Origin of the sequence: Burkholderia sp. NRF60-BP8 (assembly GCF_001522585.2) — a bacterium.
In the GTDB taxonomy this organism is placed as follows: Bacteria; Pseudomonadota; Gammaproteobacteria; order Burkholderiales; family Burkholderiaceae; genus Burkholderia.
Genome location: NZ_CP013372.1, coordinates 662,242 through 676,637, shown reverse-complemented (window position 1 = coordinate 676,637; position 14,396 = coordinate 662,242). Strand labels below are relative to the sequence as shown.

Annotated in this window: 13 protein-coding genes; 5 read left to right on the top strand and 8 right to left on the bottom strand. The window is 65.4% G+C overall.

What is annotated here, in order from left to right:
• Positions 1–156: 156 nt before the first annotated feature.
• Both WS54_RS03125 and WS54_RS03120 read left to right on the top strand, forming a co-directional pair.
• Positions 157–1,197, top strand: a complete 1,041-nt coding sequence (locus tag WS54_RS03125) for a LacI family DNA-binding transcriptional regulator (protein ID WP_034205356.1) — start codon at positions 157–159, stop codon at positions 1,195–1,197.
• A gap of 380 nt (positions 1,198–1,577) precedes the next feature.
• Positions 1,578–3,896, top strand: a complete 2,319-nt coding sequence (locus tag WS54_RS03120) for a PA14 domain-containing protein (protein WP_059784294.1) — start codon at positions 1,578–1,580, stop codon at positions 3,894–3,896.
• 149 nt (positions 3,897–4,045) lie between these two features.
• Here WS54_RS03120 and WS54_RS03115 read toward each other — a convergent pair whose 3' ends face one another.
• Both WS54_RS03115 and WS54_RS03110 read right to left on the bottom strand, forming a co-directional pair.
• Positions 4,046–5,053 (bottom strand): glycine betaine ABC transporter substrate-binding protein, encoded by a 1,008-nt coding sequence (locus WS54_RS03115; RefSeq protein ID WP_236872754.1) that lies wholly within the window; start codon positions 5,051–5,053, stop codon positions 4,046–4,048.
• Between the two features lie 143 nt (positions 5,054–5,196).
• A complete protein-coding gene (locus WS54_RS03110) occupies positions 5,197–6,201 on the bottom strand; it encodes a LysR family transcriptional regulator (protein WP_236872753.1) in 1,005 nt (334 codons plus the stop codon).
• A 131-nt stretch (positions 6,202–6,332) separates the two neighbouring features.
• Between WS54_RS03110 and WS54_RS03105 the strand changes: the two genes are divergently transcribed.
• Together WS54_RS03105 and WS54_RS03100 are read left to right on the top strand one after the other, a co-directional pair.
• Complete coding sequence (locus WS54_RS03105) at positions 6,333–7,121, top strand: HalD/BesD family halogenase (protein WP_218929442.1); 789 nt, start codon at positions 6,333–6,335, stop codon at positions 7,119–7,121.
• A 15-nt stretch (positions 7,122–7,136) separates the two neighbouring features.
• Positions 7,137–8,423 (top strand): M24 family metallopeptidase, encoded by a 1,287-nt coding sequence (locus tag WS54_RS03100; protein ID WP_218929439.1) that lies wholly within the window; start codon positions 7,137–7,139, stop codon positions 8,421–8,423.
• Positions 8,424–8,468: 45 nt separating this feature from the next.
• On the opposite strand, the gene WS54_RS03095 is transcribed toward WS54_RS03100, so the two are convergent.
• From WS54_RS03095 to WS54_RS33500, 5 genes are all read right to left on the bottom strand, one after another.
• Positions 8,469–9,236 (bottom strand): ABC transporter ATP-binding protein, encoded by a 768-nt coding sequence (locus tag WS54_RS03095; protein ID WP_034205361.1) that lies wholly within the window; start codon positions 9,234–9,236, stop codon positions 8,469–8,471.
• A gap of 33 nt (positions 9,237–9,269) precedes the next feature.
• Positions 9,270–9,983: an ABC transporter permease gene (locus WS54_RS03090; RefSeq protein ID WP_034205362.1), complete on the bottom strand. Its 714-nt coding sequence runs from the start codon at positions 9,981–9,983 to the stop codon at positions 9,270–9,272.
• Positions 9,980–10,669 carry an ABC transporter permease gene (locus WS54_RS03085; RefSeq protein WP_059784306.1) on the bottom strand — a complete coding sequence of 230 codons (690 nt, stop codon included), beginning with the start codon at positions 10,667–10,669 and terminating at the stop codon, positions 9,980–9,982. The genes WS54_RS03090 and WS54_RS03085 overlap by 4 nt, the downstream gene beginning before the upstream one ends.
• A 173-nt stretch (positions 10,670–10,842) precedes the next feature.
• On the bottom strand, positions 10,843–11,616 hold the full coding sequence (locus WS54_RS03080; RefSeq protein ID WP_034205364.1) for an ABC transporter substrate-binding protein: 774 nt from the start codon (positions 11,614–11,616) through the stop codon (positions 10,843–10,845).
• A gap of 276 nt (positions 11,617–11,892) precedes the next feature.
• Positions 11,893–12,219, bottom strand: a complete 327-nt coding sequence (locus tag WS54_RS33500; protein ID WP_159086626.1) for a hypothetical protein — start codon at positions 12,217–12,219, stop codon at positions 11,893–11,895.
• Between the two features lie 198 nt (positions 12,220–12,417).
• Between WS54_RS33500 and hutC the strand changes: the two genes are divergently transcribed.
• Complete coding sequence (hutC, locus tag WS54_RS03070) at positions 12,418–13,113, top strand: histidine utilization repressor (protein WP_034205366.1); 696 nt, start codon at positions 12,418–12,420, stop codon at positions 13,111–13,113.
• Positions 13,114–13,128: 15 nt separating this feature from the next.
• Here hutC and WS54_RS03065 read toward each other — a convergent pair whose 3' ends face one another.
• Positions 13,129–14,370: a glycosyltransferase gene (locus tag WS54_RS03065; RefSeq protein WP_059784312.1), complete on the bottom strand. Its 1,242-nt coding sequence runs from the start codon at positions 14,368–14,370 to the stop codon at positions 13,129–13,131.
• Positions 14,371–14,396: the final 26 nt, after the last annotated feature.

Sequence of the window (14,396 nt, the reverse complement as noted above, 5' to 3'; positions counted from 1 at the left end):
CATCCCGCGTAAAGCTTGATTGCCGGCCCGAATGGCCGATGTTACCGTCGTGTCGAATTGATCCGACCCGCTGTTCATCAACGATCTTATTTGCCCATCCTGCCGAGGCCGGACCGCGCTCCTACCGTGAAACGCTCTACTCAACGTCGCCCCACGATGACCGACATCGCCAAACTTGCCGGCGTGTCGCAATCCACCGTCTCCCTCGTGCTGAACAACGCGGCGGGCACGAAATTCTCGGACGCCACGCGCGAAAAAGTGCTGAAGATCGCGCACGAACTCGGCTACCGCTTCCTGCCGCGCGAAGTGACGATGACGCACAGCGGCGAGCGCGACCTGATCGTCTATCTCGCCGACGAAATCTCGACGAGCCCGCACCCGGTCGTCAACATCGACGGCGCGCGCGACGCGGCCTACGCGAACGGCAAGCTGCTCGCCGTGTACTCGACCCACGGCAACGTCGACATCGAGCGTCAGGTGCTCGAGTCGGTGCTCGCGATGCCGAACCTGCTGGGCGTCGTCTACGCGACCGTCTACACGCGCAAGGTCGCGCTGCCGGCCGAGCTGCTGCGCGTGCCGGCCGTGCTGCTCAACTGCTATACGACGGACAGCGGGCTGTCGTCGATCGTGCCGGCCGAAGTCGCGGGCGGCCATGCGGCGACCGAATACCTGCTGCGCGCGGGCCACCGGCGCATCGGCTACGTCAACGGCGAACCGTGGCAGGACGCCGCGAAGGATCGCCTGAAAGGCTATCGCACCGCGCTCGCCACGGCCGACATCCCGTTCGCGCCGGAACTCGTGCGCGACGGCGACTGGGGCTCCGACACCGGCTTCGAGCAAACGCTGTCGTTGCTGCGGGAGCCGCACCCGCCCACCGCGATCTTCTGCGCGAACGACCTGATGGCGATCGGCGCGATCGAGGCCGTCAAGCATCTCGGGATGCGCGTGCCCGACGACATCTCGGTGCTCGGCTACGACGACCAGGAAATCGCGCGGCACACGCACCCGCCGCTGTCGACGATCGTCTTGCCGAACTACGAACTGGGCCGCTGGGCGGTCGAGATCCTGCTGCAGGAAGAACAGAACCGTGCGGTCGGGATGCCCGTGCGCCGCCGCGCGATCAAGCTCGACGGGCCGCTGGTCGAGCGCGGGTCGGTGCGGACCGTCGAGACGGCCGCGCAATCGGCGAGCGCGTAAGCGCGTCCCAGCCTCCTTCCTTCCGGACACCACACGACGCGGTGCGGCGCATTCGCCGCCCGCGCGTGTTCGCGCGGCCGTCGCCGCCCTGTTCGCCCCCGTTGCCGTACATTCGAGGGTAAACACCATCACTAAATTATTAGTAATATTTTCCCGGCATTTCTATACTTGCACCGGCATCGGGCAGAACCCCGAGCCACGACACGGCAACACGACGAGACGGTAACCGGAAGCGACTGCGCGCGAACCCGCCGCGCAGCCCGCTCCGTGCCGTCCGCACATCACACGCACACCGTGCCGCGACGCTCGCCGTCCGGGCACCGCTTCATCCGCATCGAGTCACCAGTCGTCCGCTTCTCCTCATTGATCCGGAGTCCAGAATGACTATCACGTCTCGTCTCAAGCCCGCCGCACTCGCGGTCGTCGTATTGCTCGCCTCGTGCGGCGGCGATGATTCGTCCGCCCCGTCGGCATCGGCGCTCGCCGCGCGTGCGTCCGTCGATGCCGCAGCCAGCGACGGTGCCGCCACGGCCAACGCCGCCGCATCCGGCGATTTCATGAACATGGGGCACGGCGGCCCGTCGCGTTTCCCGAACCAGCTCGTCACGCTCGGCCTGCCGGGGCCGACGCCCGCGCTGCGCGTGTCGTCGCGCGGCGTGCCGCCGTATGCGCCGCCGGCGCCGCCCGTCGCGACCGACACGCAAACGCTGACGCTCGCCGATTTCGATACGTACGGCCCGGCCTGGACGAGCGGCGGCACGAACACGATCCGGATCGACGGTACGAGCACGGACGGCGCGAAGCTCGTCACCAACGCGCAGCATCCGGCGTACGGCCACGCGTCGTACGAAGCGGACGTGACGATCGGCGCGCCGGCGCCGGGCGCGAATACCGCGAATGCGGGCTTCATCGTGCACGTGACGAACCCGTCGGTCGGCACCGATGCACTGACGGGCTACTACATCGGGCTCGATGCGGTGCGCCACGTGGTGCAGGTCGGCCGCGAACAGAACAACTGGACCGACTTCATCGATTACCCCGCACCCGCGGTCGTGCCGGGCAGCACGCACCACCTGAAGGTCGTCACGCGCAACAACGCGATCGACGTGTTCGTCGACGGCACGCAGGTGATCAGCATCAACGACGCGACGAGCGGCCTGACGACCGCGCTGCGCGCGGGCGCGTTCGGGCTGCGCCGCTTCGGCGCGAGCGTCGCGTTCAGCAACGTGACCGTGAGCCGCTATCCGGACGTCGCGCCGAAAACATACGATTTCTCGCGCGTGGTGGGCGCCGTGTACAACCCGTGGAATGCCGTCAATGCGATCGATTTCTGGCAGAACTACGATCCGGCGATCGTCGATCGCGAGCTCGACTACGCGCAGACCTACGGGATGAACACGATCACCGTGTACCTGCACTACCTGAACTGGGTCAACGATCGCGACGCGTTCCTCGCGAAATTCGACAGCCTGCTCGAGATCGCCGCGCGCCACGGGCTGAAGGTCGCACCGATCTTCTACGACGATTGCTGGCACGTCGATCCCGCGTATGGCCCGCAGCCGGCGCCGATCTTCGGCGTGCACAACAGCCGTTGGGTGCAATCGCCGGGGCAGTCGGTCGAGCAGCAGTACCTGCAGCCGATCGCGGCGGGCGCATCGACCACGTACAAGCAGGACCTGCAGCACTATATCGCCGATTTCGTGTCCGCGCACCGCAACGACCCGCGCATCCTGTACTGGGAACCGATGAACGAGCCCGGCTGCAGCGGCAACGGCGCGCTGCAACCGACGCGCGCGTGGATGATGAACGACGCGCGCATCGCGATCCTGAACGCGGGCGCGACGCAGCCGATCAATTCGCCGAACGTGCAGGAGCCCGAAGGCGATTACTTCTCCGACTTCCATGCGTTCCACCCGTACGCGATCAATGCGACGACGCCCGACTACTCGCTGCCGCCGAGCCTGCTCGACAGCCTGAACTCGGAAACGCTGCAGCGCGGCTGGCCGGGCGGCCAGGCAGGCCAGACGATGGCCGGCATCGCGTCCACCTACGGCGGCAAGACGGGCTTCCTGGTATGGGAGCTGATGATCGGCCGCACGAACACCCGTTTCCACTGGGGGCAGACGGCGTCCGCGCCGGCCACCGTCGAGCCGGCGACGCCGTTCCAGGGCACGCTCTACCCCGACGGCCACCCGTGGAGCACGGCCGAGGTGCAGGCGCTCGCCAGCGCGTTCAGCTCGCGGCTGCGTGTGCTGAACGCGACGTACTACAACGACACGACGTTCACCACGCCGGTGTTCTCGTCGATCACGCCGCTGGTCGATTTCGACCTGAATACCGAGCGCGGCACCGATTCACCCGATGCGTCGAAGGGGATGAATGCGACGAACTATGCGATCCGCTGGACCGGTGCGCTCGACATTCCGAAGGCTGACAACTACACGTTCAGCGTGACGAGCGACAACGTCGCGCGCGTGTGGATCGACGGCCGCCAGGTGATCGACAAGGAGCAGCCGGGGCTCGCGACCGCGAAGGGCCGCATCCACCTGTCGCAGAAGCGGAACGTGCCGATCCGCGTCGAGTACGTGCATGCGAGCGGGCCGGCCAGCATGCATCTGCAATGGTCGAGCCCGAGTGCGGGCCGCGACAATCTCGTGCGTGTCGCGCAGCGGCCGTTGACGGACGCGCTCGCGCAATAGCAGGCGCCGGTTGCATCAGCTCGTGCGTCGCCCGTGACGCCTGTACGGCTTCACGGGCGAGGTGTCGCAACCCGCACGCGCGCTCGGAGAGGGTTTCAAAAGGCCCGAATACCTTTCGGCATACGGAGCAATCTTCATGAAACCGTCTGTCAGCGTAGCCATTCGCTCACCCGGGCGCGATTCGATGCGATCCATCGCGCGACACCCTTCTGCGGATCCGATTCACCGGCGGCACGGATATCGTTCATCAGCGAGCCGAGTGTCTGGTCGTCCATCTTCCATGCGCCGAGCCAGCGCGCGACATCCGGACGCGTATGACCGAAACCGGTCTTCGTGATCGCATAGATCGCATCGGGTTGACCGAACACCTGCTTCGGGTCTTTCAGGTAGTGCATCGGATACTTCGCCCACACCCAGTGCGGATTCCACAGCGTGACGACGATCGGCTGGCGACGCTTTTGCGCGCGCTCCAGCGCGAGTAACATCGCAGCCTCCGACGACGGCAGCACGGTTGCGTCGAGCGCATACGCGCTGCGCGCCTCGCCCGTCAGTTTCATCAAGCCGCTGCCAGGCTCGATGCCGAAAATCGTCGGCTTGCCGTCGTGGCTGAACTCGGCCGCATGTGAGTTCAACTGATCGATGCTGTCGATCGCGACGTAATCGGGCACCGCGAGGCCCAGCTGGGCGCGGGGAAACCACGGACCGATCTTCTCGACGCGCGATTTGATCGCGTCGTACGGCGGGCCGTCCGCGGACGGCAGCCAGACTTCGAACGTCAGATCGAGCCTGCCCTGCGCGACGCCGTTATAGATGATCGCCTTGTCGCCGGACTGCAGCGTGACGTCGTAGCCTTTTTCCGCAAGCAGCGCCTTCCACAGATTCGCGACCGCGATATTCTCGGCCCAGTTGTTCACTCCGATCGCAATCGTTCCATTGCCGGCGGCGTGCGCCGACGCAGAAATCGATAGCGCGAAGACCAGCATGAGCCGCCCGAGTACCAGGCTGCGCACGGCGACAATAAGCAAGCGGGCAAACAACGACAGGATCATGGTAAGGGCTCCTATGTGATGGAAAAGGAACTTGGGCGGAGCATCGCGCGGCCGACGGAACCGGGCGGGCACGATCGTGCGGGCATCGGCGTTCTCGGCAACGGTCATCCGTTCGCTTGCCGATATATTTATTGCGCCAATTTCCTTTTGACAGCGAGGAATTCCGATAGGGACCATCGGAGAGGCCGAATGATCGCGTCGTTGCGTTTGGCCCGGCTCACCGGAGGCTGCCGGACGCGATGCGTGATAGTTCAGGCGGGCGACGACGTGCTCGCCGCGCGGCGGCGTTCCTCGACCATCGTCTCGATCAGCAGGGCCAGATCGTCGGCGGCCGGATTGCACGTGCCGGGGGAGCGGAGCAGTTCGAGATCCGCGGGCGGCAGCGCCGGCAAGCCGTCTTCCATGTCCAGCACGCGCCAGTTCGCGGGCAGCGTGCAGCGGTCGATGATCGTCACCGCCGCACCGTGATTGACGGCGACCTTGATACCGGTCGGGCTCTGGCTCGTGTAGATCACGTGATACGGCCGCCCGAGTGCCGCCAGTGCCGCGAGTCCGCGCTGACGGTAGCAGCAGGTTTCCGGAAACAGCGCGAGCGGCACGGACGCGCCATCCGGTAACACGAAATCGCGATGCGCGGCCCACACCACGTCCTCGCGGCCGAGATGGCGCCCACCGCTTTGCGCGTTGTGCCTGATGACCAGTGCCAGATCGAGTTCGCCCGCCTGCAGGCGCTCGATCAGCTCCAGCGACATTCGGCAATCGATATGCGGGCGCGCATCGGGCCGTAGCCGATAGAACTTTTCGAGCAGATCGGGCAACCAGAGCTCCGCGTAATCCTCGGGCAAGCCGAAGCGGATCACGCCATGACCGCCCGTGCGTTTCAGTGCGGCGATCGCTTCGTTCTGCACCTGAATGATGCGGCGCGCATGAATCAGGAAATTTTCCCCGTCTCTCGACAATGCCAGACGGCGACTGTCGCGCAAAAACAGGTGCGTTTCCAGCCGCTCTTCGAGCGTTCGGATGCGCAGGCTGATCGTCGACTGCGTGCGGTGCATCTGCCGGGCAGCGGCGGTCACGCCGCCGCTGTCGACCACCGTGATGAACGCACGCACGAGTTCTCCGTCGAGCGAGCGGAGTTGAGACCAATCGGGTTCGCTGATATCAGTCATCGAAATTACTCGTTTTGCAAGGGAATTTGTCGATCGAATCATGGGCGCATCGATAGGCCGATTGTTGTCGAAAACAATTCCGGCCACAAACGCCTCATCCCTCGAAACTGGAGCCAACCGTGCAAGCAAGCCCGCCTCTCGCCGACGCAGAATGTACCGATCTGAGCGATATCGTCGATACCGACCGCTATCCGTTGCATGAACCCGGGCACGCCCGAATGCGCGACCTGGTCGCAACTTGCCGGGCCCAGCTGACGCGCAGCGGCAGCGCGGTACTGAGCGGCTTCCTGCGCCCCGCCGCACTGGAACAGGCGCGCGTCGAAGGGCTCGGCTTCGCGAAAAAAACCTATTTCTCGAGCCGCAAGGTCAATGCGTATTTCACCGCCGACGATCCGTCGCTGCCCGCCGCGGACCCGCGCCGTATCTTCATGGATCGTACGAGCGGCTTCGTCACGCGCGACGTGATCCCGGCCGATGCAATCGTTCACCGGATCTACGTGGCGCGTGCGATGAAGCAATTCGTCGCTGCGTGCCTCGGCGAGACGCAGATCTGGGAATACGCCGACCCGTACGCCGGGCTGGTTCAGAACGTCATGCCGCCCGGCACCGAACAACCGTGGCACTACGACACCAACGAATTCATCGTGTCGATGATGACGCAGCAGCCTACGGCTGGCGGCGACTTCGAGTACTGCCCGAACATCCGGTCGCCCGAGGGCGAAAACTACGATGCGGTCGGCGCCGTGGTGCGCGGAGAGACGCGCACGCCGATCAGCGTGATTACGCTGCAGCCGGGCGATCTGCAACTGTTCAAGGGGCGTTTCTCGCTGCACCGCGTGACCCAGGTACGCGGCGACATCGATCGCCACACGACGATCTTCGCCTATTCGAAAAAGCCCGGCGTGATCGGCCGACTCGAGCGAACCCGCCAGCTGTACGGCCGCGTATCGGAAATGCACCTGGAAGCCGAACAGACGCTGGTCCGCGCGGACAACCTGGTCGACTGACGATGTGCGTTCGCGGTGGGCCAACCCATCGCACTATTTCGTTGTACTTACACTCATAACGCTCCCCTTACCATCATGACGATGCTTCGACCGACTCACCGCCCGGAAGATTGCGAGCCGACCGCCGACGAAATCGCCCAGATCCGGCGCGACCGGCTTGCCTCGGTTCGGCGGGAACTGAAGAAACGCGACCTGACCGCCGCGATCCTGTTCGACCCCACTCACATGCGATATGCAACCGGCTCGCGCAACATGCAGGTGTATTCGATGCGTAATCCCGCACGCTATCTATTCGTTCCGGCCGAGGGAAAGGTGGTGCTGTTCGAATACGCAGGATGCGAATTCCTGGCCGACGGACTCGATACCGTGGACGAAGTCCGGCCGGCCACCGCGATTTCATACTATTTTTGTGACGACATGCTGCGTCAGACCACCGAACGCTGGGCGGACGAGATCGACGATCTGGTTCGCGCATGCGGTGGCGGCAAGCGGATCGCGATCGAAAGTGCGACATCGGCGGCCGCATTTGCGCTGCAAGCGCGCGGCTACGAACTTTCGGACGCCCAGGAGCCGCTCGAACGCGCCCGTGCAATCAAGGTGAAGAACGAGATCAAGATGATCCGTGCGTCGCTGCGCGCGGCAGAGGCGGGGGTGCACAAGCTCGAAGCCGCCCTCGTGCCCGGCATCAGCGAGAACGAGCTGTGGTCGCACCTGCATCAGCATGTGATCGAGACCGACGGCGACTACGTCGAAACCCGCTTGATAAGCTCGGGCCCGCGCACGAATCCATGGTTCCAGGAAAGCAGCCCGCGCAAGATCCAGGCGGGAGAACTGGTCGGGCTCGACACCGACGTGGTGGGACGCTTCGGCTACTACGCGGATTTCTCGCGCACGTTTCTATGCGGCGACGGCCCCGCGTCCGCCGCGCAAAAGACGCTATACCGACTCGCCTATGAACAGATCCACACGAACATGGAAAACGTAAAGGCCGGCACCACGTTCCAGGAATTCATCGCGAAGGCGTGGCAGATCCCGCAACCGTACCGCGCACGCCGCTATTTCGCGCTGGCCCACGGCGTCGGGATGACGGGCGAATACCCGTACATCTGCCATCGCGAGGACAACGATACAAAGGGCTATGACGGCGTGATCGAACCCGGCATGACGCTGTGCATCGAGAGCTACATCGGCCATGAGGACGGTGGCGAGGGCGTGAAGCTAGAGGAACAGGTGTACGTGCGCGACGACGGCCAACTCGAACTGCTGTCCGACTACCCGTTCGAACGCCGTCTGCTCGCCTGAACGCCGCGCAAGACCGGTCTCACGGGGCGTGTTTGAAACCGTCTCTTACTTCAACCGCCCCGACAGAAACTGCCCGAGCCGCTCGCTTTTCGGATTCACGAGAATCTGTTGCGGATCGCCCTCTTCCTCGATCTTCCCCTGATGCAGGAAGATCACGTGGTTCGACACGTTGCGCGCGAAGCCCATCTCGTGCGTGACGACGACCATCGTGCGGCCTTCCTCGGCCAGCTTCTGCATCACCTTCAGCACTTCGCCGACCAATTCCGGATCGAGCGCCGACGTCGGCTCGTCGAACAGCATCACTTCCGGCTCCATCGCCAGTGCGCGCGCGATCGCGACGCGCTGCTGCTGGCCGCCCGACAGGTGAGACGGGTACATGCCTTCGACGCGCGGCGCGAGGCCGACCTTCTCCAGATACTTGCGCGCCCGCGCGATCGCCTCGTCCTTGCCGACGCCGAGCACGGCCATCGGCGCTTCGATCACGTTCTCGAGCACCGTCATGTGCGCCCACAGGTTGAAGTGCTGGAACACCATCGCGAGCTTCGTGCGCATCCGCTGCAACTGCTTCTGGTCGGCCACGCGCAGCGAGCCGTTGCGGTCGCGCGTGGTCTGGATCGGCTCGCTGCCGATCGTGATCTGCCCCGAGCACGGCTGTTCGAGGAAGTTGATGCAGCGCAGGAACGTGCTCTTGCCGGAGCCGCTCGAGCCGATGATGCTGATCACGTCGCCGGCCTTCGCCTTCATCGACACGCCCTTCAACACCTCGTTGTCGCCGAACTTCTTGTGCAGGTTGTCAACGGTAAGCTTGTACATGCTGGGTCCTTCGTTGCGGATCTTGTGAATGCGTCAATGGCTGCGCGGCGCGAGGTACGCGAGCCAGCGCGCCTCGAGCTTGCGGAACGCCCAGATGAGTGCGAACACGACGACGGCGTACAGCACGGCCGCGATGCCGTAGGCCTGGAACGACATGTAGGTGGCCGAATTGACGTCGCGCGTGACCTTCAGGATGTCGGGCACGGTCGCGGTGAACGCGAGCGTCGTCGCGTGCAGCATCAGGATCACTTCGTTGCTGTAGCTCGGCAGCGAGCGGCGCAGCGCGGACGGCAGGATGACCCGCGTATACAGCTTGAAGCGCGACATCCCGTAGGCCATCCCGGCCTCGATCTCGCCGGCCGACGTCGCCTTGATCGCGCCCGCGAAGATCTCCGTCGCATACGCGCATTCGTTCAGCACGAACGCGAGCAGCGTGCAGTTCATCGCATTGCGGAAGAACGTGTCGAGCAGCTCGTGGTTGTGCACCACCTGCAGGCTGTAGATGCCCGTGTAGCACATCAGCAGCTGCACGTAGAGCGGCGTGCCGCGGAACACATACGTATAGAGCCATACGGGCCCCGAGATCCAGCGGTTCGACGACGCCCGCGCGATCGCGAGCGGCACGGCGAGCGCGAAACCGAACGCGATCGACACGACCAGCAGCCACAGCGTGATCGCGAGGCCGCTGAAGCGGTAGCCGTCGGAATAGAGATAGCTTTGCCAGTACTGGCCAACGAGTTCGATCACAGTGCGAGCCTCCGGACGCCGACGGAATAACGTTTCTCGAGGTGATGCAGCACGACGTTGGACACCGTCGTGATCGCGAGGTAGATCGCACCCGCGGCCAGCGTGAAGAAGAAGAAATCGAGCGTGCTCTTGCCCGCGTCCTGCGACGCCTTCACGACGTCGGCGAGGCCGATGATCGACACGAGCGCGGTGGCCTTCACGAGCACCTGCCAGTTGTTGCCGATGCCCGGCAGCGCGAAGCGCATCATCTGCGGGAACAGGATCTGGTAAAACACGCGCCAGCCGCTCATCCCGTACGCGAAGCCGGCTTCGAGCTGGCCGCGCGGCACCGCGAGGAACGCGCCGCGGAACGTCTCGGTGAAGTACGCGCCGTAGATGAAGCCGAGCGTCACGACGCCGGCCACGAACGGGTCGATGTCGATCTGGTCCCAGCCGAGCAGGTCGGTCACGTCGTTCAGCAGGATCTGGATCCCGTAGAACAGCAGCAGCATCAGCACGAGATCGGGCACCGCGCGGATCAGCGTCGTATAGAACGTGCCGACCGCCTTGAGCCCGCGGTTGGCCGACAGTTTGGCGGCCGCGCCCGCGAGGCCCAGTATCAGCGACGCGGCGAGCGACAGCACCGCGAGCTTCACGGTCTCGACCGTGCCGGCCCACAGCAGCGGGCCAAATCCTTGGAAGATCATATGAGGGATCCAGAACGATGTGGCTGGATTGTCGATAGCCATTAACCGCGCATCAAACGAGTTCTGCGCACGACGTGATGCGGTCTGCTCATCAAGCCGGACGCCTGCCGCGCAGGGTGGGGCATCCGGCCACGCGTGCGGCGCGCCGCACGCGATGCGCGCCGTACGGGCGGTCAGCCGCCGTAGACGTCGAATGCGAAGTACTTCTTCTCGAGCTTCTTGTACGTGCCGTCCTTGATGATGTCGGCGATCGCGCGATCGATCTTCGCCTTCAGGTCGGCGTCGTCCTTGCGCAGGCCGATGCCCGCGCCGTTGCCGAGCGTCTTCGGATCGTCGATGTCCTTGCCGGCGAAATCGAAGTTCGCGCCGCGCGGCGTCTTCAGGAAGCCGATGTCGGCCTGCACCGCATCCTGCAGCGCCGCGTCGAGGCGGCCCGACATCAGGTCCTGGTACACGCCGTCCTGGTTCTGGTAAGGCACGACCTGCACGCCCTTCGGCGCCCAGTACGCCTTCGCGTAGGTTTCCTGGATGGTGCCCTGCTCGACGCCGACCGACTTGCCCTTCAGCGATTCGGCCGTCGGCTGCAGGTTTGCGCCCTTCTTCGCGACGAGACGCGTCGGCGTGTTGAACAGCTTGTCGGAGAACGCGATCTGTTCGGCGCGCGCCGGCGTCATCGACATCGACGACAGCACGCCGTCGAACTTCTTCGCCTTCAGCGCCGGGATCATCCCGTCGAAGTCGTTCTCGATCCACACGCATTTCGCCTTCAGCCGGGCGCAGATCTCGTTGCCGAGATCGACGTCGAAGCCGACGACCTTGCCGCTTGCGTCCTTCGATTCGAACGGCGGATAGCTGGCGTCGACGCCGAAGCGGATCGTCGACCAATCCTTGGCGTGAGCACCGACCGCGAGGCAGACGAGGGCAATACTGAGCGCGAGTTTCTTCATGGCGTTCCTGTCAGAGGCGAACTGGGGCGGATCCGGTCGGCTGCCCGCCGCGAACCCTTGCAACCGGGAATCGCCTGTTCCGGCGACGTTCCAAGTTGTACATACAACTTTGCCTTTTCAGGGATGGGGTCAGCAATCCGTGTTTATCTCTAATTGTCGGCGGAATAGGATCGCCGGCAGAATTTTCCTTAATTTTCAATTAATTATTGATTACGCAAAGCTGAACGACGGCTTTCTCGCCGTGTACGGAGGCCGGCGGTCGCGTGCGGAAGTTGTCTAGACCTCGCCGTCAGCATCGACTTTCCCCACCGGCCTGCTGCAGCGCTGGTCGGCGTTTCGCCACCGCCGCACGTGACACGCGTCACGCACTCCCCCTTTCATCGATTCGAATACGCGTTGCCGCACGGGCACGCGCGACGGATCGCGTGGCAGCAAGGCAGCGGCCTGTCGAATACGGTCTTCGGGCCGAGCAGCGGCAACGAGGATCTCGGCGGCGGCCAGCATGCGCAGTTTCGCGTCGAAACTGGCTTCGACCTGAACGATGGCTCGCAGTCCTATCGAAACGCGATGTTCGGCCGCCGCGCGCATGCCGGCGATCGGCATCCGGCATCGGCTCCGACCGCAAGCGGCCTGCCGCCGGCCGGCCGCCCTGTGCAATCCCGCATGGACGCGCGCCGGCCGAACGGGGATCATTCGGGGCATCCGGGCCAGCGCGTCCGCGAAACCGGTACACTCGGCGCCGGGCGCGCGCCGGATCGGCATCCGGCGGCGGCCCGCTGCCGACTCTGAAATCGCGACCCCATGACCACACCGATCTATCAGGAAATCAAGGACTTCATCCTCGCGCGCATTCATGCCGGCGAATGGGCCGAAGGCGACCAGGTGCCGTCGGAGAACGAGCTCGCGCGCGAATTCAACGTCGCGCGCATGACCGTCAACCGCGCGCTGCGCGAGCTGACGGCCGAACAGGTGCTCACGCGCACGCGCGGCTCCGGCACCTATGTCGCGTCGCCGAAATACGAATCGACGCTCGTCGCGATCCGCAGCATCTCCGACGAAGTCGCCGCGCGCGGCCACGGCTATCGCGCGCAGGTGCTGCAGGTCGGCGCGGCCGTCGCCGATGCGAAACTCGCCGACGAGCTGCAGCTCGACACCGGCAGCCCGATCTTCCATTCGCGCGTGCTGCATTTCGAGAACGACACGCCCGTGCAGCTCGAGGAACGTTGGGTCAATCCGGCCTGCGCGCCCGAATACGCGCTGCAGGACTTCACGACCACGACGCCGAACCAGTACCTGACGCGCGTCGCGCCGCTGCAGCGCGTCGAATACCGGATCGAGGCCGCGATGCCCGACGCCGAAACGCGCCGCCACCTGACGATGGACGATCGCGAGCCATGCCTGCTGCTGCATCGGCGCACGTGGTCGCAGGGGATGGTCGCGTCGGTCGCGAATCTGTGGCATCCGGGCAGCCGCTACCGGTTCACCGGGCATTTCTGATGCCCGTGCGCGCGCTCACGTCGCGCGCGGTTGCACCCAGCGTTCGATCGCACTGACGGCCCGCTTCAACCCGTCCTCTTGCGCGAGGCGCGCACCGAGTTGCGTCGCACGCGTTTTCGTCTCGCCCCGTTCGGCAAACGCGATCGCGCGCGCCAGCGCGGCGGCGTCCACGCGCCGCCCCGCGACCGGCGCATCCGCGACACCGAGCCGTTGCAGCCGGTTCGCCCAGAAAAACTGATCGCCCGCGAACGGCACGACCACCGACGGAATGCCGGCCCGCGCGGCCGAATGCGTGGTGCCCGACCCGCCGTGATGAATCGCCATCGCGACGCGCGGGAACAGCCAGTCGTGCGGCGTGTCGCCGATCACGCGAACGTGCGTCGGCAGCAGCGCTGCATCGACGCCGCTCCAGCCCGGATAGAACAGCGCGCGTCGGCCGGCCAGCGCCTGCGTCAGCGCCGCGGCCATCGCCGCACGATCGAAGCCGGCCATGCTGCCGAATCCGATGTACACGGGCGGTTCGCCCGCGTCGAGAAACGCCGACAGTTCCGGCGGCGGCGCCCACGCACGCGCATCGATCCGCCACTGGCCGCATGCTTGCACGTTCGCCGGCCAGTCCGCCGGGCCGGACAGCAGCGCCGGCGATACGCCGTACAGCATCGGATGATCGGTCCACACGTGCTTGCGCGGCGGCAATCCGCATACGCTCGCGCGCGCCGCATTGGTCGATTTCCTGAACGCGCGCCACAGCAACGCATTCACGAGCCGATGGCTCGCGCGATTCAGCCAGCGCGGCAGCTTCCCCGGCGGCAGGAACGGCGACGCGAATTCGGCGGTCGGCGTGATCGGGATCATGCCCGCGCCGATCGCCGGTATGCGGCGATACTCCGCGACCGACAACCCGACGAACGACGCAAGCCCCGACACGAGAAGCGCGTCGCACCCGGCCGACGCGTCCGCGACTTCGCGCATCCATGCGGCCGTGTTCGCATTCGCGATCGCGGCGAGCGCCTTTGACGTATCGTTGAAGCCGCCGCGCCCGCGCACCGCGTCGGCCAGCGCGCCTTCCGGCGCAATCGCGCGACGGATGTCACCGGACAGCGGCGCCGACGGCACGCCGAGCGCAGCGGCCGAGCCGAGCGTCGCCGCATCGGCCAGCAGCCGGACGTCATGACCGGCATCCAGCAGCGCGCGGCCCAGCGCCGCGAGCGGACGCGTGTCGCCTTCGGTGCCGTAGGTGGCGATGACGAGTTTCATGCGGAAGCTCCTCGTGCACGACGGAA